The sequence below is a fragment of the Psychromonas sp. genome, assembly GCF_983033635.1.
The window spans coordinates 12,596-37,359 of sequence record NZ_CEZLMY010000004.1 but is presented as its reverse complement, the minus strand read 5'-3'; the positions used below and the strand labels follow the sequence as shown (position 1 = coordinate 37,359).

Annotated in this window: 18 protein-coding genes; 5 read left to right on the top strand and 13 right to left on the bottom strand. The window is 39.7% G+C overall.

What is annotated here, in order from left to right; genetic code table 11:
• Nucleotides 1-132: 132 nt before the first annotated feature.
• Together tsf and rpsB are read right to left on the bottom strand one after the other, a co-directional pair.
• Entirely contained in the window at nucleotides 133-1,005 is an 873-nt protein-coding gene (tsf, locus tag AC4GME_RS01210) for a translation elongation factor Ts (protein WP_490375453.1), read from the bottom strand.
• Between the two features lie 99 nt (nucleotides 1,006-1,104).
• A complete protein-coding gene (gene rpsB / locus AC4GME_RS01205; RefSeq protein ID WP_490375454.1) occupies nucleotides 1,105-1,842 on the bottom strand; it encodes a 30S ribosomal protein S2 in 738 nt (245 codons plus the stop codon).
• A 933-nt stretch (nucleotides 1,843-2,775) separates the two neighbouring features.
• On the opposite strand from rpsB, the gene map reads away from it, so the two are divergent.
• Together map and glnD are read left to right on the top strand one after the other, a co-directional pair.
• Nucleotides 2,776-3,564 carry a type I methionyl aminopeptidase gene (map, locus tag AC4GME_RS01200; RefSeq protein ID WP_490375455.1) on the top strand — a complete coding sequence of 263 codons (789 nt, stop codon included), beginning with the start codon at nucleotides 2,776-2,778 and terminating at the stop codon, nucleotides 3,562-3,564.
• A 73-nt stretch (nucleotides 3,565-3,637) separates the two neighbouring features.
• On the top strand, nucleotides 3,638-6,250 hold the full coding sequence (gene glnD / locus AC4GME_RS01195) for a [protein-PII] uridylyltransferase (RefSeq protein WP_490375456.1): 2,613 nt from the start codon (nucleotides 3,638-3,640) through the stop codon (nucleotides 6,248-6,250).
• A gap of 40 nt (nucleotides 6,251-6,290) precedes the next feature.
• On the opposite strand, the gene AC4GME_RS01190 is transcribed toward glnD, so the two are convergent.
• Genes AC4GME_RS01190 through AC4GME_RS01180 form a run of 3 tightly spaced genes read right to left on the bottom strand, consistent with a single transcriptional unit; the run spans nucleotide 6,291 to nucleotide 9,977 of the window.
• Nucleotides 6,291-7,340: an ABC transporter ATP-binding protein gene (locus AC4GME_RS01190; RefSeq protein WP_490375457.1), complete on the bottom strand. Its 1,050-nt coding sequence runs from the start codon at nucleotides 7,338-7,340 to the stop codon at nucleotides 6,291-6,293.
• A complete protein-coding gene (locus tag AC4GME_RS01185) occupies nucleotides 7,340-8,971 on the bottom strand; it encodes an ABC transporter permease (RefSeq protein WP_490378913.1) in 1,632 nt (543 codons plus the stop codon). Before AC4GME_RS01185 ends, AC4GME_RS01190 begins: the two co-directional genes overlap by 1 nt.
• A complete protein-coding gene (locus AC4GME_RS01180; protein ID WP_490375459.1) occupies nucleotides 8,961-9,977 on the bottom strand; it encodes a Fe(3+) ABC transporter substrate-binding protein in 1,017 nt (338 codons plus the stop codon). Before AC4GME_RS01180 ends, AC4GME_RS01185 begins: the two co-directional genes overlap by 11 nt.
• Nucleotides 9,978-10,163: 186 nt before the next feature.
• On the opposite strand from AC4GME_RS01180, the gene murQ reads away from it, so the two are divergent.
• Nucleotides 10,164-11,066 carry an N-acetylmuramic acid 6-phosphate etherase gene (gene murQ / locus AC4GME_RS01175; protein WP_490375460.1) on the top strand — a complete coding sequence of 301 codons (903 nt, stop codon included), beginning with the start codon at nucleotides 10,164-10,166 and terminating at the stop codon, nucleotides 11,064-11,066.
• Between the two features lie 42 nt (nucleotides 11,067-11,108).
• On the opposite strand, the gene AC4GME_RS01170 is transcribed toward murQ, so the two are convergent.
• The 3 genes from AC4GME_RS01170 to AC4GME_RS01160 all read right to left on the bottom strand — a co-directional run bounded on the left by AC4GME_RS01170 (nucleotide 11,109) and on the right by AC4GME_RS01160 (nucleotide 15,266).
• Nucleotides 11,109-12,518 (bottom strand): sigma-54-dependent transcriptional regulator, encoded by a 1,410-nt coding sequence (locus AC4GME_RS01170; protein WP_490375461.1) that lies wholly within the window; start codon nucleotides 12,516-12,518, stop codon nucleotides 11,109-11,111.
• Between the two features lies 1 nt (nucleotide 12,519).
• Complete coding sequence (locus AC4GME_RS01165) at nucleotides 12,520-13,629, bottom strand: sensor histidine kinase (RefSeq protein ID WP_490375462.1); 1,110 nt, start codon at nucleotides 13,627-13,629, stop codon at nucleotides 12,520-12,522.
• Nucleotides 13,630-13,814: 185 nt separating this feature from the next.
• On the bottom strand, nucleotides 13,815-15,266 hold the full coding sequence (locus tag AC4GME_RS01160) for a sigma-54 interaction domain-containing protein (RefSeq protein WP_490375463.1): 1,452 nt from the start codon (nucleotides 15,264-15,266) through the stop codon (nucleotides 13,815-13,817).
• Between the two features lie 329 nt (nucleotides 15,267-15,595).
• Here AC4GME_RS01160 and fliS point away from each other — a divergent pair, with 329 nt between their 5' ends.
• Together fliS and AC4GME_RS01150 are read left to right on the top strand one after the other, a co-directional pair.
• Nucleotides 15,596-15,991, top strand: coding sequence for a flagellar export chaperone FliS (gene fliS, locus AC4GME_RS01155; protein WP_490375464.1), 396 nt, complete (start codon nucleotides 15,596-15,598; stop codon nucleotides 15,989-15,991).
• Between the two features lie 96 nt (nucleotides 15,992-16,087).
• The gene (locus AC4GME_RS01150; RefSeq protein WP_490375465.1) at nucleotides 16,088-16,390 is read left to right on the top strand and encodes a hypothetical protein; all 303 of its coding nucleotides are present in this window, start codon (nucleotides 16,088-16,090) and stop codon (nucleotides 16,388-16,390) included.
• 185 nt (nucleotides 16,391-16,575) lie between these two features.
• Here AC4GME_RS01150 and AC4GME_RS01145 read toward each other — a convergent pair whose 3' ends face one another.
• The 5 genes from AC4GME_RS01145 to AC4GME_RS01125 all read right to left on the bottom strand — a co-directional run bounded on the left by AC4GME_RS01145 (nucleotide 16,576) and on the right by AC4GME_RS01125 (nucleotide 24,688).
• Nucleotides 16,576-17,949: a tetratricopeptide repeat protein gene (locus tag AC4GME_RS01145; RefSeq protein WP_490375466.1), complete on the bottom strand. Its 1,374-nt coding sequence runs from the start codon at nucleotides 17,947-17,949 to the stop codon at nucleotides 16,576-16,578.
• A 24-nt stretch (nucleotides 17,950-17,973) separates the two neighbouring features.
• On the bottom strand, nucleotides 17,974-19,962 hold the full coding sequence (locus AC4GME_RS01140; protein ID WP_490375467.1) for a motility associated factor glycosyltransferase family protein: 1,989 nt from the start codon (nucleotides 19,960-19,962) through the stop codon (nucleotides 17,974-17,976).
• A gap of 169 nt (nucleotides 19,963-20,131) precedes the next feature.
• Nucleotides 20,132-22,216, bottom strand: coding sequence for a flagellar filament capping protein FliD (fliD, locus tag AC4GME_RS01135; RefSeq protein WP_490375468.1), 2,085 nt, complete (start codon nucleotides 22,214-22,216; stop codon nucleotides 20,132-20,134).
• Nucleotides 22,217-22,503: 287 nt separating this feature from the next.
• On the bottom strand, nucleotides 22,504-22,887 hold the full coding sequence (locus AC4GME_RS01130; protein WP_490375469.1) for a flagellar protein FlaG: 384 nt from the start codon (nucleotides 22,885-22,887) through the stop codon (nucleotides 22,504-22,506).
• Nucleotides 22,888-22,975: 88 nt separating this feature from the next.
• Nucleotides 22,976-24,688 carry a flagellin N-terminal helical domain-containing protein gene (locus AC4GME_RS01125; RefSeq protein WP_490375470.1) on the bottom strand — a complete coding sequence of 571 codons (1,713 nt, stop codon included), beginning with the start codon at nucleotides 24,686-24,688 and terminating at the stop codon, nucleotides 22,976-22,978.
• Nucleotides 24,689-24,764 lie beyond the last annotated feature (76 nt).

Sequence of the window (24,764 nt, the reverse complement as noted above, 5' to 3'; positions counted from 1 at the left end):
AATAAATTTTCTGCTTTTTAAAGCAATTTATTAGTGAAATAGCTATATTTTTAATGTAAAAGAACCGCAGTCGTAGCCGCGGTTCTTTTTAACAATAAACGCTAGCTTATTGTTTATAAAGCAGATTGCAAATTACTGACCAGCAGCAGCTAGTGTCGCAGCAACTTCAGCAGCAAAATCTTCTTCTTTCTTCTCGATACCTTCACCCACTTCTAAGCGGATGAATGTTTCAACGTCAGCACCAGCATCTTTAAGAAGCTTAGCCACTTTCATAGAAGGATCTTTAACAAATGCTTGACCAGTAAGACTCACTTCACCAGTGAATTTAGCCATACGACCAGTAACCATTTTCTCAGCAATTTCAGCTGGTTTACCACTATCGATAGCAATTTGTAGCTGAATTTCTTTCTCTTTAGCTACAACTTCTGCTGGTACATCTTCTGGTTTAACATACTGAGGAGCAGAAGCTGCAACGTGCATAGCGATATCTTTAGCAAGATCCGCATCACCACCTTTAAGTACAGAAACAACACCAATTTTGCCGCTGTGTACATATGCGCCTAGGTTTTCACCTTCAACGATTTGCAGACGACGAATAGAGATGTTTTCACCGATTTTAGCAACAAGAGTCGCACGTGCGTCTTCAACAGTTGTTTCATCGTATGCTAATGCACTTAATGCTTCTACTGAATCAACTTTGTTTGCCAGCGCAATATCTGCAACTTTATTAGCAAACGCTAGGAAGCTTTTATCCATTGCTACGAAGTCTGTTTCACAGTTAACTTCAGCAATAAGCGCAACAGCACCTGCAGTTTTAGCTAAGATCACGCCTTCAGCAGCAACACGGCCCGCTTTTTTAGCGGCTTTAATTGCGCCAGATTTACGCATGTTTTCAATTGCAAGCTCGATGTCACCATCTGCTTCAACTAATGCTTTTTTACAATCCATCATACCCGCAGCTGTGCGGTCACGAAGTTCTTTAACTTGCTTAGCTGTAATAGCCATTGTCGAATTCCTATTTTAAATCTATAAAAAAGGGGTCCTAAAGACCCCTGATAACCAACCATTGATTGGCTAATAAGAGCTTCTAAATATTAGAAGAGCTTATTTTTCAGCTGTTTCTTCAACAAAACCGTCTGCTTCTGCTGCAACTACAACATCTTGCTCACGACCTTCTTTAACAGTCAGAGCAGCTGCTTCTAAGTACAGTTTGATAGCACGGATAGCATCATCATTACCAGGAACAACGAAATCGATGTTATCTGGGCATGAGTTAGTATCAACAATAGCGATAACAGGAATACCTAGGTTATTCGCTTCTTTGATTGCAATGTGCTCGTGATCTGCATCGATTACGAAGATTACATCAGGGATACCGCCCATGTTTTTGATACCACCAAGCGTTTTGTCAAGTTTGATTAACTCACGAGAACGCATAAGCGCTTCTTTTTTAGTTAACTTGTCAAAAGTACCGTCTTGGCTTTGAACTTCAAGGTCTTTCAAACGCTTGATCGATTGACGAACTGTTTTCCAGTTAGTCAACATACCACCTAACCAACGGTGATCAACGTAGAATTGATCACAGCTAATCGCTGCTTCTTTAACCGCTTCAGAAGCTGCACGTTTAGTACCAACAAATAAAACTTTACCTTTTTTAGCCGCTTTCGCTTCTAAAAAGTTAAGTGCTTTGTTGAACATTGGAACAGTTTGCTCAAGGTTAATGATATGAACTTTATTACGAGCACCGAAAATGAAAGGTTTCATTTTTGGGTTCCAGTAACGAGTTTGGTGACCGAAGTGTACGCCAGCTTGTAGCATATCGCGCATTGATACATTTGCCATTAGAATTTCCTCTTAAGGGGTTAGGCCTCCACACATCCCATACACTCGACCCAATACTCAAATAATGAATAACAGGCACCCCGAGTTACGTGTCGATGCGTGTGTGTTATGTAATTACGTCTTTATATTTAACCTTTCAACACGTGAATAATTAAATAAAAAAAACCTAATAAGTTAAGTGAGATTTACCACAACAAATTGAAGCAATAATCTCGCGGCGTTTTATATCACATTTATCTATTCAACTCAATAATCGTCGAGTAAAACTTATCTCTGTATTTTGCATTTAGGAGATATTAATAATTAAAGTAGCTAATAGCTTTGAATTATTGCATTCAACCTCTATTACAGACGTTGAAAAGGGGGAAATGGAGTCTCTAATTGTAATAACCTCAAGCCTCCAGTATACGAATAGATATAGCAGCCGCTGCGATTGTCTGCGCCTAACTTATCAAAACGCAAGACTTGCCCCTGATGACGCTACAGTGAAGGTGGTTAGTTACTTAAAAAAAACAGAAAGCAGGGAATTTCTCGTTCCCACGCTCTGCGTGGTAATGTAAATACCGCATCGATTATTTTAAGCTTTCGCTTGTGGCGCTTGGTTTGACTTTCATTGTTGGGGTTTCGCCCTGTCGGTTTCTCAACGTCTAGTCGCCGACAAGGCGGAACTCCAAAAATGAAAGTTACAGAAAACGCTCACAAGCGAAGGCTTACAAATAACCAATACGGCATCCACATTAGCAATATAGCGTGTAAACGAGACAAAAAATAACACGTTATGACAAGGTGCGGATGCCCCGTCCAGTGAGCATTACCGGGAAAATCCACAGTATCAGGAGGGGTTATTTTTCATAAACTTAACTAGCGTGCTAACGCTTAATTCTTTATAGTTAACCTTTATATTTATCAGTAACAATTAAAGAGAAGAAATAGATGGCAGCAATCATTAAAACGGCAGATGAAATCGAGAAAATGCGCATTGCAGGACAAATGGCTGCAGATGTACTGACGATGATCGAACCTTTTATCCAAAAAGGGGTGACTACCAATGAGTTAAACCAGCGCTGTCATGACATGATTGTTAACGAACAACAGGCGATTCCAGCACCACTTAATTACCACGGTTTCCCGAAATCAATCTGTACCTCCCTTAATTACGTTGTCTGTCATGGTATTCCAAATGATAAAGCACTTAAAGATGGTGATATTATCAATGTTGATATCACTGTAATTAAAGATGGTTATCACGGTGATACTTCAAAAATGTTTATGGTTGGTAAGCCTTCTATTTTAGCCGAACGTTTAACCCGCATCGCACAAGAATGTTTATATATCGGTATTAACTTAGTTAAACCGGGGGCTAGATTAGGTGATTTAGGGGCCGCTATCCAAAAACATGCCGAAAAAAACAACTACTCAGTGGTACGCGAATATTGTGGTCATGGTATCGGCGCGGGCTTCCATGAAGAACCACAGGTTTTACATTACGGTAAAGCCGGCACGGGTGAAATTTTAAAAGTCGGGCAATGTTTTACCATAGAGCCGATGATCAATGCAGGAAAGAAAACCTGTAAAGTACTAACAGATGAGTGGACGGTAGTTACCAAAGATAAAAAACTATCTGCACAATGGGAACATACTTTACTGGTCACTGAAACGGGCTGTGAAATTTTAACACTTCGCCCGGAAGAGACTATCGAACGTTTTATCACTCACGACTAAAAAAGTAAGCCTCTATCGACCAAAAATAGAGGCTTAACTCCTGCGCAACTTAATAACCTGCTCCGAGGTGAAAATGGATTTTGAAACACTCTCTCCGCTGAATATTCCCGAAGATAATCTCACTCTGCCCTTTCTCAAAAAAAATCTGCAGCAGTTTCAACAGTGGCAAATTGAAAACTTTAAAGCGCGACAAGAGATCAATGAATTAGTGAGTTGTCGTGCGCATTATATTGATGAGTTGTTAACACGTTTATGGCAACACTTTGGGCTTAACGAAAGTTATGAGTTAAGTCTAATCGCAGTAGGTGGTTATGGTCGAGGTGAATTACACCCAAAATCAGATATCGATATTCTGATCCTTTGCCAACAAAATATCCTCCCTGAAGATGAAACAAATATTAGCGCTTTTATTACTCTACTTTGGGATCTTAAACTCGATATTGGTCATAGTGTACGTACCCTGCACGACTGCTTTGAGCAGGGCAAAGCTGATATCACCATCGCCACCAGTATGATTGAAGCACGTTGTATTTCAGGTAATAAACAAAACTTCGCAAAACTCTTAGAAGTGATTGACTCAAAAGAGTTCTGGCCATCAGATCAGTTTTTCCTGGTAAAACGAGAAGAGCAGATAAATCGCCACAGAAACTGCCGGGGAGATGGTTACAGCCTGGAACCGGATCTTAAAAACGGATCAGGTGGAATGCGTGATCTTCAAACTATCGCCTGGATTTCTAAACGTCATTTTGCTGCACACAGTTTGTTAGAGCTAACCAGTTATAACTATATTACCCAAGCTGAATATCGGGAGTTAGTTGATTGCCAGGCACAACTTTGGACAATCCGCTTTGCACTGCACACGGTAACCAACCGTCCGGATAACCGCCTTTTATTTGACTTTCAAAATGAAGTAGCTGAACTGTTAGGTTATAAAGGCCAGGGTAACCAGGCCATTGAGCAGATGATGAAAACGTTTTATCAGACCATTCATCGCGTTAAAGAGCTCAACGAGATGTTACTGCAGTATTTTGATCAGGCCATTCTCGGTAATATTGCACAGCATATTGAAAGTATTGATGACCATTTTCAGCTTCGAGATAATATGATCGAGCTAAAAACATCAGGTTTGTTTAATGAACAGCCGGAATCGATGTTAGAGCTGTTTTTACATATTGCTAAAGATCCCCGTATTAAGGGTATCTACTCACCAACCCTGCGTGAATTGCGCGAAGCACGACGCTGTTTAACGTACTGGTTACAAAACATCCCGGAATGCCGGGATACCTTTTTAACCATTATCAAACATCCTAGAGGCATGGGACTTGCTTTTACTTTAATGCATGAATATGGCGTATTAGGCGCCTATATTCCGCAATGGAGCCGCATTATCGGACAGATGCAGTTTGATCTGTTCCACGCCTATACTGTTGATGAACATAGCCACAAACTGATTAAAAATATTTACAACTACCCCAATACAAAAGAACTGCACCCGCTTGCACATGAAATTTACCGTTATTTAGAAAAAACTGAACTGCTCTTTTTAGCCGCTATTTTTCACGATATTGCTAAAGGGCAAAAAGGCGATCACTCTACACTTGGTGCTATTGATGCACTGGAGTTTTGTGAACTACACGGTTTCAGTCGTCATGAAGGTAAATTTGTCGCATGGTTAGTCAAGCATCATCTCACTATGTCAGTCACCGCACAGCGTCGAGATATCAGCGACCCGCGCGTGATTATTGAATTTGCACATTTAGTGCGTGATGAAAAACATTTAAACTTCCTGTTTTGCTTAACCGTTGCCGATATTTGTGCAACCAACGAAGAGACATGGAACAGCTGGAAAGGCACACTGTTACGTGATTTATATTACAGCACCCTGAAAATGTTGCGCCGCGGATTAGAAAACCCGCCCGATATTCGCGATCGTATTCGCGACAGGCAACACAAAACTCTGGGACTGCTACGTGAACAGGGGATTACAGAAAAACAAGTTAAGCCACTCTGGAAACGCTTTAAACTTAACTATTTTTTCCGTTACAACTCGGCACAAATTGCCTGGCACACAGTTAACTTATTAAAACATCAAGACCATAGCCAACCTATGGTGTTAATCAGTGACCAAAATGCACGTGGAGCGACCGAAGTTTTTGTTTACCACAAAGATATGCCTGCGCTATTTTCATCCGTGGTCACGGAAATTGATAATAAAAGGCTCAGTGTGCATGATGCAAAAATTCTCTCAAGTCGTGATGATTTCTCACTCAGTACCTTTACAGTATTAGAGCAAGATGGCGAGCATATTGATCCCGATAAAATTCAGCGTTTAAAACAGGCCATTGAAATGGCGCTGTTGGCACCTGAAAAAGTTAATACACAACAGACCCGTTTAGCCCGTGTTAAACGTCAGTTTAAATTTGAACCTGAAGTGACATTTTTAGCAACGCGCCGTAAACATACGCAAATTGAGGTAGTGGCCTTTGATGCGCCGGGTATTCTCGCTAATATCGGTGAAGTATTCCGCTGCAGTGGTTTGATGCTTGATACCGCCAAAATATCCACCATTGGTGAGCGCGCAGAAGATCTGTTTATTGTGTCAACCGCAGAAGGAAATGCATTAACAGAGCAGCAGGAAGAGAACTTAAAAGCGAATTTAATCAGCGAACTAAGTCCGGAAAAATAAATTTAGGGGCTGATGCCCCTTATTTTTTTTGAAAGCAGAACTACTGTGTAAATACCACAAAATCATGGCTTAAAACGCTTAATGTTACTTTATCTCCCACTTTAAACTGCATGCAGTCCCCAAAGTGATTACTCTGTTTTATCCGGTAATCATTGTTCTGATAGCTCACCGTTATTTGCTGGTACGCCCCTAAAAAATCCACCTGTTTAACTGTGCCTAAACCATTAACAGCCGTTTCTATTGCTATCTGCTCCGGGCGTAATAACAGATTTAACGCTTTACCGGTTTCGAATTCAATAAGCGTATTACTGGTTAATAAACCAAGATCCGACTGATAACTGTATTTATCCTTTACGCACACTTTCAGGTAGTTACTCTGCCCCATAAAGTCTGCAACATACTTAGATTTAGGGTGGCTATACAGGTTTTGTGCACTGCCAATTTGTACTATTTTACCCGCTTGCATCAGGGCTATTTTATCAGCAAAAGCAAACCCCTCCTCTTTTGAATGAGTGACAAACAGTGCACTCATCGAACGCACCTTGAGCAGCTCTCTAATCTCATGAATTAACTGAAAGCGGACATGATGATCCAAATTAGAAAAAGGCTCATCTAATAACATTAAATCGGGCTGATAGGCTAAAGCTCGCGCAATGGCGATACGTTGCTGCTGACCGCCTGACAGTTGATGCGGAAAACGCTGCGCATAATCACAGAGTCGTACCAGAGCTAAAACATCATCAACGCGTTTTTTCTTCTCCTCTTTTGAATACTGAGATAGTGAGAATGCGACATTATCAAATACATTAAGGTGTGGAAAAAGCGCATAATCCTGAAAAATCAAACCTACTTTGCGTTTCTCCGGGGCAACATTGACACCATTATCATTAACGGTTTTACCATTAATCTTAACCTCTCCTGAAAGCTTAGTTTGCAAACCTGCAACCGCTTTTAAAAGTGTTGTTTTACCACAGCCGCTCTCCCCCAATAAACAGATGATCTCATTATTCTCAAGTTCCAAATCAAGTGACTCAAGCACTTGATTGTCTTGATAAAAACAACTTAATTTATTAACAACTAACGCAGACATTAAGTGGCGTTCTCCAATAAACGGTTAACAATAATAAATGGCAGCAGGCCCATTAATACGATTAATAATGCAGGCAAGGCTGCGAATTCTATCATCTCATCGGAAACAAACTGATAGACATAAGTGGCTAAGGTTTCAAAATTAAACGGACGTAATAACAGTGCCGTTGGTAACTCTTTCATCGCTTCAATAAAAACTAAAATAGTTGCGCTTAGCATCCCTTTTTTAATTAAAGGCAGATTAACACGGCGAATAGTTTGTGCTGCATTTTGCCCAAGGGAGCGAGAGGCTAAATCTAATGAGGGAGAGACCTGCGCTAAACTGCTATCAATACTGCCGACAGCAATCGCGCTAAAACGCACTAAGTAAGCAATCACTAAAATAAATAATGTACCTGAAAAGAGCAGGCCTACACGTGAAAAACCGAACTCGACAAGTAACTGATTTAGCAACAGATCAATATTGGTAAAGGGGATAAGCACAGCAATCGCCACTACAGTACCCGGAACTGCATAACCTAATGATGATAAACGTATACAGCTTTTAGCCAGGATTCCCGGAGATAGACGTTGATAAAAATTAACAATTAAAGCAATCACTAGCGCTAAACCAGCAACAATAATTGCCAGCCAAAAACTATTTAGCGTGTACTGCCATAATCTTGCATTTAACGATTCACTAAAATAACTCAGCGCATAATAAAAAAGCGTAAGCAGAGGCAGGATAAAAGCGCCAATAAGTAGCGACCAGGAAAAGAGCAGTGCGCCCCACTTTTTCCAGCCCCGTAAAACAAAACGCAGCTCGGTATGCGTTGCCCCGCTGCGCTGATAAATTTTCTGTTTACGGCGACTATAATTTTCCAGCGTGATTAAAACCACTAAAGCTAATAGCATCAAGGATGAAATTTTAGCTGCCGTCGTTAAACTGCCAAGCTCTAACCAGGTATCGTAAACAGCTGTGGTTAATGTGCTCACCGCAAAATAATTAACGGTTGCAAAATCACCTAAACTTTCCATGGCAATCAAAGATAATCCAACGGCAATAGCAGATCGGGAAAGCGGCAGCGAGACGCGGAAAAATGCAGCTAACGGCGATAAACCTAAGCTTCTAGCAGCTTGAAAAAGCGCGCCAGATTGCCCTAAAAAAGCGCTACGTAATAACAGGTAAAGGTAAGGATAGAGTGTCAGACTGAGGATTAAAATCGCTCCCAAAAGGCTGCGAATATCAGGAAAATAATAATCGGAGATCTGTTGCCAGCCCATTAAACTGCGTAAAAATTGCTGCACAGGCCCACTAAAATCAAGCAAGTCAGTATAAACAATGGCCACAATATAGGGGGGAAGCGCCAGAGGAAGCATTAATGCCCACTGCAAAATTGTACGGCTGGGGAACTCACAACATGCAACAAACCAAGCTACGGGCAGCGCAAAAATAAAACTTAAACTCACCACGCCCAAAATTAAAAACAGGGTATTTAAGCTGTAAGTCAATAAAACAGTATCAATCAGATGCTGGAAAGTGCCACTATTATCAATGCTAAAGGCATTAAAAATCAGTGCAATAATTGGTAAAATCAAAAGTAAAGTTACTGCCCAAGGCAGTAACTTGTAGAAATTAAAATTAGAGATCAAACTTCACTTCATCCAATAATTTAATGGCAGCTTTATGTTGTTTGGCAATCTCAGCAAGTGGCAGTTGGTCTGCTTTAAAATCCCCCCAAGATGCAACCAATTTTGAAGCTGGCACACTCTCTTTTACAGGGTACTCATAATTGACTTCTGCGTAGATCTGTTGCGCTAAATCATCTGATAAAAATTCCATTAGCTTGATTGCATTGCTTTTGTTAGGTGCGTATTTAGCCAAGACTACACCACTAACATTAACATGCGCGCCGGTTGTTTTTTGATTTGGGAAATTAATATTTACCGCCTGCGCCCAAGGCACTTGCTTCGGATCTGCTAGCATCTTGCCTAAATAATAGTTATTACCTAATGCGTAATCACATAGACCGTCTTTAACCGCTTTGACTTGCGCGCGATCATTACCTTGTGGTTTGCGTGCAAGATTAGCTTTAAGCCCTTCTAACCACACTTTTGCACTGGCTTCACCTTGATGTGCAATAACCGAGGCGACAAGTGATACATTGTAAGGATGTTTCCCGGAACGTGTACAAATTTTACCTTTAAATTCAGGGCTCGCTAAATCCTGATAGGTGATATTAGCGGGACCGACACGCTCTGAAGATGAGTAAATATTACGTACGCGGGTAGTTAATGCAAACCAGTGTTGCTTTGGATCGCGATACTGGCTGGGAATATTTGCAGTTAAAACTTTACTATCAACCGCTTGTGTTAAATTCAGGTTGTTCAGTTTCATTAAACGGCTGATATCTGTTGTTAATACCAGATCAGCTGGGGAAAGTTCACCTTCACGTTTTACCCGTTCAATCAGCCCTTTTTTTGCAAATAAGATATTTACTTTAATCCCGGTTTGTTTTGTGAACTCCTGCATAATTGGTTCAATCAAAAAAGGTTGGCGAAATGAATAAACATTAACTTCATCAGCAAGCGAAGCAAATGTGATTAAACTTAATGTCGCCAATACAATGGCAGAGGTACATATTTTTTTTATCAGCATCTTCTTTCCAAATAATAATAGTTATCAATTACCATTAATAGTAATGATAATAGCTATCATTTGCAATAGTTGTTATTAATATCTTTTTTTTAAACAATCAAACTTGATAATTATCAATTTATACAATCACTTTCACAGCGTTCTGCGTTACCATAAAGGCTTTAAAATTTCTAATGGATAGATTAAATGAAGATTGATTTAAGTAAACTCGTAACAGAAAGCCGCAACCAGGCCAGTGAACAGATTGATACTTTATCAACATTAGAGATCTTAAAAGTGATCAATAACGAAGATAAAAAAGTCGCACTTGCTGTGCAGCAGACTATTCCAGAAATAACACAAGTCGTTGATACTGTTGTAAATGCTTTTCAATCTGGGGGGCGTTTGATTTATAGTGGCGCAGGAACATCTGGTCGATTAGGCATTTTAGATGCCAGTGAGTGTCCTCCTACGTTCGGCGCTAATCCTGATCTTGTGGTTGGTTTAATTGCAGGCGGTCATCAGGCCATTTTACAAGCGGTAGAAAATGCAGAAGACAATCGTGAACTGGGTGCAAGCGATCTTAAGCAGATCAATTTTAACGCTCAAGATGTGCTGGTCGGCATCGCCGCAAGCGGCCGTACGCCTTATGTATTAGGGGCAATGGAATACGCATTATCAGCAGGTGCAACCGTTGTTTCACTTAGCTGTAATCAACAAAGTCCAATGAGTGAATTAGCACAAATTAGTATTACGCCGATAGTGGGGCCGGAAGTAGTAACGGGCTCTTCGCGTATGAAAGCAGGTACAGCACAAAAGCTGATACTAAACATGATCACAACAGCGGCGATGATCCGCTCTGGTAAAGTGTTCAGTAATTTAATGGTGGATGTTCAAGCAAGCAATGCCAAATTGCTACAGCGTCAAAAAAATATCGTTATGGAAGCGACTGGCTGCAGCAAACAACAAGCAATACAAGCGCTAGAACAATCGGCTAACCACTGTAAAACAGCTATTTTAATGATACTTAGCGGTTTAGATGCACAAACTGCTCAGCAAAAACTCAGCAAACATAATGGCTTTATTCGCCATGCCTTAGCTGATAAGTAGCCAAGCGGCCTAAAGAGAGTTATTCAAGCCGTTTGATATACACTACACTGGCAGTGCAATACCCTGATCTTTCATTCGTGCGATTTTATAACGTAAGGTGCGCGGGCTAATACCTAACAGCTCAGCGACATCTTTACGTTTACCCTGGCAAGTATGCAGTGCATCTAAAATTATTTTTTGCTCTTGCTCTTTTAAACCCTGCCCTAATGCTGCCACTTCATCAGCAACAATTTCATTGTCAATATGTTGAGCATTATTGTTTAGCACAAGGTCATCATCAGCGATAACTTCGCTTGGTTTTTGTTGATCACAAATATGTTCAAACTGCATATCTTCTAAAATAAGCGATGATTGATCAACCGTTTCTCCATCAGATAAAATTAACGCACGCTGCATAACATTATCAAGTTCACGTACATTACCCGGCCAAGGGTAAGCTAATAACATCGCTTTTGCGGCTTGTGTTAACACGGGAATGGCTTGAGACTGATCAACAGCATGGCGCATTAGCAGATGCTCCGCTAGCGGTAATATATCTCCTGTACGTTTTGCTAATGGCAGCCATTGCAATGGAAATACATTCAAGCGGTAATAAAGATCCTCACGGAAGCTTCCTTCTGCAACTGCTTTTTTAAGGTCACGGTTACTCGTTGCTATCACACGAATATTTAATTTAATGGTTTTACGTGCACCAAGGCGCTCTACTTCGCGCTCTTGTAATACTCGTAATAATTTAACTTGTAACTCCAGAGGCATTTCAGTGATTTCATCAAGTAAAATAGTGCCGTTTTGCGCTTGTTCAAATTTACCGGGGCAAGCTTGCACCGCGCCGGTAAATGCACCTTTCTCATAACCAAACAGAGTGGATTCAAGCATGGTTTCAGGAATTGCCGCACAGTTAATCGCCACAAAAGCTTGCTCGCAGCGAGACGATTTATCGTGCAAGTAACGCGATAAAACCTCTTTACCTGATCCACTTGGACCGGTAATCATTACGGAAGCATCGCTTGCCGCTACTTTTTCTGCCATTTTAAACAGTTTTTCAGTGCTGTTATCGCCGTAAATCGGAGTGCGTGATTCAACCTTATGAACAGGTGCATAGCGACTCACTTGATTTAACAAAACCTCAGGCGAAAATGGTTTGGCCAGATAATCAATTGCGCCATCACGCATCGCATTTACCGCATCATCAATGGTTGCATAAGCGGTCATTAATAAAACCGGTAAAGTTGGGTATTTATCTTTAATATTCTGTAACAGGGTCAAACCCGACATGCCGCCCATTTGAATATCACTGATCACCAGATCAAACTTCTGTTTGTTTAAAGCGACCAAAGCCGCCTCTCCGCTATCCACTTCCGAGCAGTTATAACCAGCAAGTAGTAAGGTATCAATCAAGGCTTCTCTTAAACCCGCATCATCTTCAACAACTAATAATTTACCCTGTGACATATTAGCCTCCTACCACTTGATTAAACTGCATATTATGTAACTGATGGCGGTATTCACCGACTCGATGTAACGGTAATACCAAGGTAAAGCAGCTGCCTTTGCCAAATTCTGATTTCACCTCAACGCTGCCTTTATGCGCCTGCGCAATAGATTGCACAACAGCCAGCCCTAATCCCGTACCTTGTGATTTGGTGGTATAAAACGCTTCCATTACTTTAGCAATATGCCCTTTTTCGATACCCGGGCCATTGTCCATTACTGAAATTTCCACTAAGTTTTCATCTCTGCGCGCGGTTGTTATATAAAGCTGAGCCCCTTTGCCAGTGGCCTCAATTGCGTTGGAAATAAGATTGGTCATTGCACTTGCCAGTGCATTTTTATTAGCCATAATAAGCAGATCGGGATCAGGCAGACGACATTGCAGATGTCCTTCAACCTGTAAAATCATGCTTTCACTTGCATCCTGCACCTCTTCAAGCAAGCCCACTAATGAAACCTCTTCAACAATTTTTTGATCACCGCTGCGTGCAAATAACAACATATCATTTACTTGCGTTTCTAAATCATTCAAGCGATTCATTAATTTACCCTGAAAACGCGAACGAGAGCTTTCAGTCAGAGTTTTATTCGCAAGGTTTGCACCATATAACATAGCAGCTGAAAGTGGCGTTCTAATTTGATGAGCAAGAGAAGCAACCATTTTACCCAGTGAAGAGAGACGTTTTAATTTTGCAACATGCTCCTGCAGTTCACGGGTATCGGTCAAATCTGTTAATAAGATAAGTTGCCCTGGCTGGCCTTCAAGCGATGAGATAGAAAGTTGAATACGGCGACCATTTTTTAGAGAAATTTCATGACCATCATCATTTTTAGGCGCAAATGAACGGTTAATGATATCACTCCATAACTGCCCTTTTAACGGCTCACCTAATAATGAAATTGCAACTCGGTTGACCTGTTCAACAACACCATTACCATCAATCACAATTAAACCAGATGGCAACTCACTATAAAGCTGCTCCATATAATTTGCTTGCGCACGCAACTGCTTAAGCTCGCCAGAAAAACTTTCCTGCTCCAGTGCCTTTGCTTGTTGATTGATTGTATTCATCACATAACCCTGCTTTATAGTTTGCTCTTACACGCTATAAAGCAGTTTTTATGCCAACACTTAAAAGTAATTAAATTACAATAACTTAAAACCATTCAGCCATAAATATGACACTGTTTTTTGAGAAAAAAAAAGCCCGAGACAAACACTGTCACGGGCTATTTAATCACTGGCCAAAAGAGCATTTAGCCATCTTTATTAAGACCGTATTTCTTCATTTTTTCAACCAGAGTAGTGCGTCGCATTGATAACAGTTCCGCCGCATGAGAAACAACTCCATCTTGACTTTCTAATGCTTGGCGAATCATCTCAATCTCAAACTCTGTGAGTTTACTCTTAAGGTTCATTCCCTCTGCAGGAAGGTGCCCTAAAAAGCCTAGCGACTCATCAAACGATTCAGATTCATCAGAAACCACTGGAGCATCACCAAACATACCACACAGTGCATCTCGCTCAGCTAACGCTTCTTCCTCTGGGCTATATTGAATCTGCTCAACAAAATCACCTTGTGCGTCAATATGACGGTATTTGATAGGTAAATCACCAAGATCGATAATCTTATTGGCATGTAAAATAAGTAACCTTTCTAATAAGTTAGATAATTCTCGTACATTACCCGGCCAATCATGTTTCATTAATGAATCAAGTGCGCGCTGTGTGAAACGTAATGTCGCTTTATGATCCCCCTCTAAGCGCGATAAAAGCTCTTGTAATAACAGCGGGATATCTTCCTGACGATCACGAAGCGCAGGTTTTTCAATTGGGAATACATTTAAACGGTAATAAAGATCTTCGCGAAATTTACCTTCCGTAATCAATGCTTCGAGATCTCTATGGGTGGCAGCAACAACGCGCACATCGGCCTGTAAAGATTTTGTTCCACCTACACGTTCAAAAGTACGCTCTTGTAAAACACGCAACAGCTTTACCTGCATCGGCATCGGCATATCACCAATTTCATCTAAAAACAGCGTGCCACCAGCTGCTAATTCAAAACGTCCTTTACGTGCAGAAAAAGCCCCTGTAAAAGCACCTTTTTCATGACCAAACAACTCACTTTCAAGTAATTCAGCAGGAATTGCACCACAGTTAATAGGTACAAATGGCCCTTTTTTACGGTTTGATATTTCGTGAATAGCACGCGCAACCACTTCTTTACCGGTTCCCGATTCTCCAAGAATAAGTACATTAGCTTTACTATCTGAAACTTGCTCAACTAAATAGCGAATCTCTTGAATACGTAAACCACGACCAACTAAAGATGACATTAGATATTTATTGGCTTTTTGCAGTTTTTTATCTGGATTATGAAATGACTGGCAGTAATGTAATAACTGCGTTAATTCAGCATAAACAATGGGCAAACTTAACACGCCAAGATGGTTTCTTTCTGTACTGGTGACTTGTCCTGATAATGTTAAAAAAGGCGTATTAGAAAAGTCCTTAAAAAGATCTTCAGAGGAAGCTATTGCCCCACCCAAAATAATACATAACGGGTTGTGCTCATTAACTTTATTTAATAAATCCACACTCGCGACAGCTTCACATGTTTCACCAATAAAATGTAAAACGGTTGCTAATGTATCGTATTGTTCTTGGCTAGTATCAACCAGGTAAATTGGAGATCGAGATTCCATATAAATTCACTTATAAAATTAAACTCGGCCAAGTTTATAATATTTTTCACAAATGAAAAACGATAAAAGTCAAAAACATGACGATGACCATATTCTGACAGCGAAGAGGACACCGAGTTGTTCAAATAATGAACAATCATTAAGCGATGACTGATCTATAATTGTTGGTATATATATTGCTTTGTTGGTATATCACTAATGAAATTTACTTTAAAATTAATAAAGCGTCAAAAGACACATAGTTATTCTAAAAAAGATGCATTTATTAATACCAGATGTAAACTGATAAAGTTAACCTAAAAGTTAGTCAGTAAGGAAATAATCATATTATGCGCGGTTCTATCAAAAAATATCAAAATACAAGCATGGCACACGTTGAACAAGCGGATCCACACACCCTGATCTCACTTGTTATGCAACATATAATGGGTAATTTAGCAGCAGCAAAAGGGGCTATTGAGCGCAAAGAGATCGAAAACAAAAACAAAATGCTTAGCAAAGTAATTGGTTTGATTGGCGAGCTACAAAACAGCTTAGATATGGAACAAGGTGGCGAAATATCTGCAAACCTTTATAACCTCTACGCTTATATGATAAGCCAGGTAACCCAGGCCAATATCAAAAATGATATCGAGCCATTAACAGAAGTTATCAGCCTAATTGCAGAAATAAAATCAGGCTGGGATGCAATTCCGCATGATGTGCGTCAGCAGTACAAAAAATAGTACAAACGAGAGAAACGCTTCCTCTATAGCTGAAACGAACCTGACCAGGTTAGTATAATCTTCTCCAATATATTCACCGATAAGATGGTAAAAATAATGCAGAGTAAAATAGAACAACAACTTGACGAACTGTTTAAGCTTGAACAACAGCTGACTACTTTTCTTGATCAACAAGAGTATGATCTATTTCAGCAGCAGCAAGATATTTTTTCAAATCAAATTAAAACTTTATTAGATAGCAACTCAGCTGAAACATTAAGCACAGTTATAGAGCAACTTAAAACGCTTGAAACAAATATTGCAACACTGCAGAACAAATCTGAACAGCATTTTAAGCAATTAAAAGAAATGTCTTTATTGCAAAAACGTAATAAAAATAAATTAAAGGCTTATAAATAAGTCATAATAAACAAATAATTAGCCATTTTTTAAAGCGAGATAAGTTATGTTTAATAATCAATATTGATTAGTCTATTCCCTTGTTCCTCAGTATAGAAACGCGCTAGTATTGCGCGTTGCAATATATTCAAGGTTATATACATTTATTAACAAACTACTTTATGAGAGCATTATAAATTCCCGCATCAAAGTAACTTAATTTCATCACAAAATTGTTGTACCACCCCACCCCAGTTTTTATGCTGACCTTGAAAAAAATCACGACTATTTTTAATAAAATGGGAGTCTTTGAAGTTCTCTGGCTCTTTCGACTGACAGCTACCCGGTGAGAACATCCATGATTTAACGCCTAATCTTGATGCGAACATTAAGGCTGCATTACTCGCTGAAATTACCAGATCTAAATTTGCAATCAGTGCCCCATAATGTTCAAAATCACCCGCTGCCGAGCAGTCTTCGAAATGACTTATTGATATACCGTGTTTAGCTTTGAGGCTTTCAACCTCTTTCTGCCAATCACCAAATTGTAAATTAACCCACTCAATACCTTCGACTTTTAATAAAGGTAACAACTCTTCAAGATACATAGAAAACTTATTACCATCATTGATTCGCCCATGAAACCATGAAACCCCTATGCGTAATCTTTTTTTAGAAAAACGCGACTTTTTCGCTGCAATCAACTCGCTAGGAATGGTTAGATTGGCTGGTTTGGCAAAAGATTCTTCACAAGGTCGATAAAGGTAAGATAATGAACCGGCTAAAATTTGCAGATCAAGATCTGCATTAATTGCTTGCTCTCGGTTCACATCTGCATAGGAAAGAATGTGTGCAGTTGGAAAATTATCCCGGTATAAAGCTTTTAGGCGATTATCACAAACAATATAAGATTTTTTTGCATCGGCTACAGCCTCTGCAAAACAGCTCGTATATGCAAGGTTATCACCTATACCCTGTTCAGGGTAAATCAGTATAGTTTTGTCAACAAGTGACTCTCCGCTCCATGGAGTGGCAAACCAATGCACCTGATCTTTTACTTCCTGTCGCTCAAGTCGACTATGGAAACACACCCACGCATCTTGATACTCTTTAAAATGTAAAAGAATGGGATATAAATTAAATTTTGCCTGGTGATTATTTGGCTCTAACTCTATTAACTTCATATAAACATCGCGCGCATTTTCATATTCATCTAAATTGAAATATGACAACGCAATGTCCAGTAAAACTTTACTATTACCCGTTTGATTAAATAGATCTTCCAGTATAGAAAGCGCTTTTTGATACTCTCGCTGGCTAATATAATTACACCCAAGCAGATGAAGTAGAGGATAAGATTCCTCTTCATTTACTAAGCGAATCACTTTTTTTAATATTTTTTCTGCTTCATCAAAGCGGCTTAGTTTGAGTAAATTCGTGACCAGTAACTTATAAGCAACCGCATAATTAGGCTCTTTTTTAATAATGCTTTTACATAGAGCTATCGACTTAATGTAATTTTCTTTGCTCGACTCTAAACTTGCCAGCTTTAGTTTAGCCACCAACTTGTTTTGTTGCATATTTATATTCCTTACTTGATGGCACTACGCTCTTGCTGGTTGATTATAATGGACTTTAAGATCCGCTAGTAACCAAACAAAATGTTGAGACATCTCTTTAATGCAAAATTGAATATACGCATGACGAGCTTGCTCATTATCGTAGCGACTTACATTACTCATAATACTGGTTTGTAAAAAGTTTAAAGATCCCTTAAAGAAACGATGGAAAAGCTTTATCTCTTTATCATTATCAAGATCATTAATAAATCGGTACTGGGCAGAGAAAGCTTGGGTTAACTGCTCTTTTGTTTTCACCCCATCAAGCATGCTAAGCAGCTTTTGCATATACAGATCAAAATGCTTCATAACAGCATCGAATTCACTGAAAAGATCATGATTGATCATATAATCACTATCAAAACTACTACTTAAACAATGTTCGACAACCTGCTGTTTATTTTTTATTTTAGCTAGTTTAGCAAGTTTCTCTACACGACATGGCGTCGTAAGTGAAATTTTAGCGCCATCACTACTATTAACGCACTTAACGTCTGGATTCTGTTCCAGCAACATCTCCAGCACACTGCGAGAGTTATCAAATATTCTCGTCGTTTGCACCGACTCAACAAAATTACCCGCGACGGTCAGCTCCCCCGATAAACTAAAGTCGGTATCAGCATCATAATAAGCACTGCCTTTTGAGTGATGTTTTTCTACAGATTTAAAGCCGTAATCTAAACCAAAAAGAAAGAATTTCTTAAAGCCCATCGCAATCGCACCTGCTGTCGAGGCATTGGTTACAGTTGGATTACAGAAAAATAATTCTTCATATTTATCTGAAATATGATCATGGATAAAACTCGTGCCAGCATCAGCAGCTTTGAGCATCAGATAGGGCTGCTTAAATAAGGCAAGAATTCGTGGGTAGACGGTATTCAAACAAAGAAGGGGAATCTCTTTTAATACTTCCTCATGCCCCACTTTTTTAATCCACGGATAGATAAATGCGGGACGCTCTTGCTCTACATGCATATCCGGTTGAATACCATAATCAAGTAGTGGTTTTAACGAGGTACCCGAGGAGATAATTATCGCATTTTCTTGGTTATCTTTAATAAACGGCAAGCACTCATCTAAAGAGGGGCCATTACCAATAATAAATACAGGCTGCTCTTTTACTTGAAATTTTGCATGTTGTAATAACGTATGTGCTTTATTAGTCGAAATATTCGTTAGAGTATGAGAAATCCCGATAATTTCATCTTCACAAAACCCCCAACCAGCCTGATAGCGGTGCATCACTTCTTTTATTTTTTTAAAGGCATCCGTCGTTTTATCGCTTTTGTAGTGCCTGTATTGGTACATTTGCGCAAGATTAAAAAAGCCTTGTCTTTTGAAGCTGTGATAAATTTCATTAACAAATTCTCTTTCATTCCCCCCTATTTTAAAGCTAATTTCACCTCCTCTTTGCCGACAAGCATCTAATAATTTTGTGATATCTAGGGTATGCAGCGTTGCATAAAAACAATCCGGCTCAGGCTCATAAATAAAAGCGGAGCGGATAGCAAACTTTTCAAATAAGTCTTCAATATGATAACCAAGACCACTACCCATTATGGTCAAGTAATTAATGCTATCTCCTACTTTTAATCTATTAAAACTGTTTGCCCCTAACTCATCGTGACGCTTATTAAATATGCGATGGATAACCCGTTCATGCTCATACTTGCTTTGATGATTTTTAGCCACATAAACGTCATAATCAAACTGAGGTGGTTTGGTTATAAAAGCATCAACCTGCTGCTGAGAGGATAACTTAGGATCTTCTTGATACACAAATGCATTATCAGCAACTAAATTAATGAAGCCATTCTCGTCAAAGGCAAGCTGCACATTTTGCGGCGTATAATTTTCATAATAACGATAGATCTCCGGCATTCTCTCCTTTAATGTCGCCATATTTTTCATAAAGGTCGCCCTTAATAATTGCGTTTGTATTTTTACTATTAAAGGATCTATCTGAGACGTCATCTAAGCACCTAATTGAAATAAATTAATTCAGGGATCAATTATATAGGGAGGATAATTACAAAATAAGAGAAAATAGATAATATGTGCGCTATATCGTTAAATCTATTGGAGATAATAGATAGGAAGGAGAGATTGATAATCAACACCCTCTCCCATTTACGCCAGCTAATTATTTTTCACGGGTATACCCAGGTAACGCATCTAAAGCACTTTGCAAGTAGCTCATGGTATTATTCAAATTTGAAACCGCCATATCCATCGCATTAAACTCTTTATACAAGCGAGTCTCGAGTTTATCTGTGCGGTATATCAGGGCTTTTTCCTGCTCTTCTAAGTTGGTTATTTTTTTGTACAATGAATCGATTTTACCATCAACAATGCCCTGACTTGACTCGATATCACCATTGGATTCAGAGACATTTTTATCTATAATTCCATCTAATATGTCATTCATCAACTTAGTCATCCCTTCGGCATAGGTGACATTTCCACGGCTGCCGAGGGCACCACCTTCAATAAGCAGTTTAATACCGTCTGAGTCACCCGTTTCAGATAATAAGTACTGACCGCTGCCGCTCGCAGCGATTCCGTCAATCTTGCCTTCAACATTTAATCCGGTAATACTAGTGGAGCCTGTAAAGCCTAAATTTGCTATAAAATTAGCATCGCTATTGGTAAATGCCACAGTAGAGGATGAACCGTATTTATTGGAGCTAATAGAAAGCTTTCCAGCATCATTAATAATTTTAACGCTGATGCCGTTATCAACAAAATTTGTATCGGAATTGATCTTAGATTGTAAATCGAGCGCCAGCTCTTCAATGGTGCTGTAGGTACCGATATTTAAATCAATAGAGCTTGATTCATAACCATCGACCCGTATTTGAAAACTATTGTTGGTGTCATCCATCACCAGACCCGGCCCTAGGGTAGCGGCTAAAGCACCTTGCGTTGCCAGTTGTGTCACTTCCACCGCGTAGGTGCCTGGTTTTGTTGCACTATCATTACTATCAAATGAAATTTGCGAATCAGTAGCCGCGCCCGTTGCGGTGAAAAAGTCTGCAACACCTGACATATCATTTTTTAAAGCCTCGGCAAACTTAGTCGCATTTAGTTCGAGTGTTCCATCTCGCTGCGTTAACATACCTAAATCGGCAAAACTATGAATCGTTCCATCAATATGATCCACCTGTGTATTTAACACACCGCGCATCATACTTTGAATATTTCGTATCGTTGAATCACCATTAAGCACACCGTTACCAGCTGCACCGACGCCATTAAAAGTAGTTAACTCATTCATTTTAGTGATAGTATTATTATAATTTTCAACAAAAGCTTGAATTTGCTCTTCCACTTTACTGGTATCGCTATCTATTTTTAAAGTAACTGTTTTACCTACTTCAGCGCCTTTTAAGTTTAACGTAACTCCTTCGATAACACTGTCTACCTCATTGGTCGCACTGGTAATAGTAATGCCGTTCATAACAATTTCAGCATCTTGAGCGTCTACAGTCTGGCTCATATTTTTGCTCGCCGCACTGAAAGTAAAGCGGTCTAAGCCCGTTCCTGCAGGAATAGGATCGCCCGCCAGATCGGTGGCGGTGAGTTCAACTGCGCTCTGCTCGCCTGTTTCTTTACTGGTTAATATTAAACGGTAGTTACTGCCATCATTTATAATCGATGCTGAGACACTATAATTGTTATCTTTATCATTAATTTCATCACGCAGCCCTTCAAGCGAGTTATTACTTTTACCCGTGATGGGATCAATCGTATTCGAGATATTGATTGTTTCAAACGTTTTATCCGGATCTGCGGTAAAGGTACTGCCATCTGCGCTGTAACTGCCGAATGTCAGTTTAATAATCCCTTCACCTACTTCATCTGTTACCTCTGTAAAGGCATTGGCTTCTGCAGAAACCAAGGTATGTGCTTGTGCACGCTGCTTGACTTCAAATTCCCACTGCCCGGTTTCAGCACCATAACCTAATGTCGCATCTAGAATAGAGTTGTCACTGCTGGTTGCGGTGGCTGCGGCAAAACTAGAGGCATAGCCGAGATCTTTATAGGATGATTTAAAAGAGGAAAGTTCGCTATTAAGCAGACCGTAAGCGGAAATCATTGCCGTTGCTTCTCCGGCAGCTGCCGTCATTTTTGACAAAGCGGGATCTTTTTCAGCACCGACAATCGCAGTAACAATATCATTTATATTAAGTCCAGAGCCCAGACCTGTAGAGGTGATTGAAGACATAAATACTCCTTACGAACTTGGCAAAATAAATAATATTATCGGCATAGGCAGATAAACCCATCTACTTTAAAGCAATAATCAGACCATATTAAACTTTATAATAAAGTAAAGGTGAATAATATAACCGCTGATATTATATTACTTAACTTTATTTTATTACTTAAGCGTATTTTATTACTTTACCGTCCCCATAAACACAGCGGAATAAAATAAATATTGTGTTAACAGATGCACAATAACAATAAATCGCCAATAAGATTGCAGCGAAAAAACATGGGAATAAGCGGCTATACTTTTGTATCAAATAATATACCGACCACATCATCCATTTTTTTACGTAAAACAACTAATTCCTCGGATGGAATTTGTCGAATCACTTCATCAGTTTCCGTATCTGTCACAGAGATAATTTTCTCGCCAAGTTGCTCGTCAATAGTAAAGGAGAGGTTACGCTGCATACTTTGTACGAATGCGGTCATCTCTTCAACAGCTTCTTGCACCTCTGCTGGTGCCACTTCCTTTTTTTCCTGTTCAGCTTTAACTTCTGCAGCATCAACTTCTGAGGTTTTCACTTCAAACTCAGTTTTTTTGTTGACAGGCTCAGCAGGCACTTTTTCCGACTCTAAGCCGATAAACCCCGATGATGAGACATTAACACTTAAATCAGACATATAACCTCCACTTTCGTTCAATACTTTTAAAAGCAAAAAAGCCCCCTATCACTAGGGAGCTATATTGTATCCTTAACTAGCTACCCTTCTAACCAAGAAGAGAGAGTACACTTTGTGCTGACGCATTTGCCTGCGATAACATTGAGGTACCTGCTTGTTGTAAGATTTGCGCTTTACTCATTTTAGAGGTTTCTGCCGCAAAGTCTGCATCTTGAATTCGCGAGTTAGAAGCCGATAAGTTTTGCGATACGTTTTCTAAGTTAGAAATCGTTGAACCTAAACGGTTTTGAATCGCACCTAGGTTTGCTCGTGAACCACTGATTTTATCTAATGCTTCATCAATCTTATCAATCGTATTAGAGGCACCTGCTGCCGTGCTTACGTTAGTTCCCATCGAGTCAATGACTTTACCACCCATCTCTTTGCTGAAACCAAGAGCTGCTAGTGAGGTATCACGTTCAGCTTGTGTATCCGCATTAGAGGTGATCTCTACAGCACTGCCATCGGCTGTCGAATATTGGATACCACCACTAGCATCTTCAGTTGCAGTTACACCAGTTTGATCCGTTAATCCATTAATTGCAGCGACATGACCAGCTATGGTAGCAGTTGTTGATACTAAGTCTACACCATTAATTTGTACGCCAGAAGTTTCTGTAAGTGCAGCAAAAGTACCCGCAGAGGCAAGAACAGAGCCAGCACCATTGGTTACACTGAAGCCCATATTAGTCGCATCTGATGCATCAGCAGGATCTTCTTGGTCATGTACAGTGATTGGACTACCATCTTTACTATCAAGGGCAATGTAGCCTTCCTGTGCAGTGCCGTCAATATCAGTCATACCTGAGCCTGTTGTCAAACCATCAACAGTAATCGATGCACCCGTATCATTTGATAATACTAACTCACCTTTATCACCTAATGAGGCAGTTACACCCTCAACATCACGGTTAATCGTTTCAACTAAGTTATCCATTGAAGAGGTGGCACCAAGTGTTACTGCAGCACCATTACCCACCGCAATACTCATACCTGATGTAACACCGCTTGGTGTTGCGCCATTAGAATCTAATGCATCTCCTTGTACCACGTTATAGGCACTTGCAGTTACACCTGTTTCAGCTGTTTTTTCATTAATAACACTGGCCATATTACCCGCAGCATTACCGTAGTCTTTGGCGGTTTCAACTTCACCAATTGCTACGCCATTAATAGCAACTTCTGTAGCAGTCATATCACCAACTGTTACACGACCACCGTTTACATCACCTTTATTTAAGTTACCGTTTAAACCTAAATCATTGGTTGTTACAGAATCAATTGAGAAGCTTAATGTTTGACCTGAGTTTGCACCAATTTGCAGTGTTGTTGAGCCAGCACTACCGTCAAGTAATTTAGTACCATTGAATTCTGTAGTTTCAGCGATACGGTCAAGCTCACCATGCAGTTGGTCAACCTCTTTTTGGATTGCCTGTCTGTTTTCTGCTGAGTTAGTATCATTTGATGATTGTACAGATAGTTCACGCATACGTTGTAGGATGTTAGTCATCTCATCCATTGAACCCTCTGCAGTTTGCGCCATTGAAACACCATCGTTGGCATTACGAACCGCTTGGTTGATACCTTTGATTTGTGACTGCATGCCAGTTGAGATTGCAAGACCCGCTGCATCATCTTTAGCACTATTGATACGTAAGCCAGAAGATAAACGTTCCATAGCTTGGTTTTGTGTGCCTTGTGATTTGTTTAACTGACGTTGTGCATTCAGTGACATCACGTTTGTATTTACTACTGCTACCATAATAAGCTCCTAGGTTTCTTTATTTCTGACTTAAGTTATTTATAAAACTTGTAATCAGTTTGATTAAGTATGTATC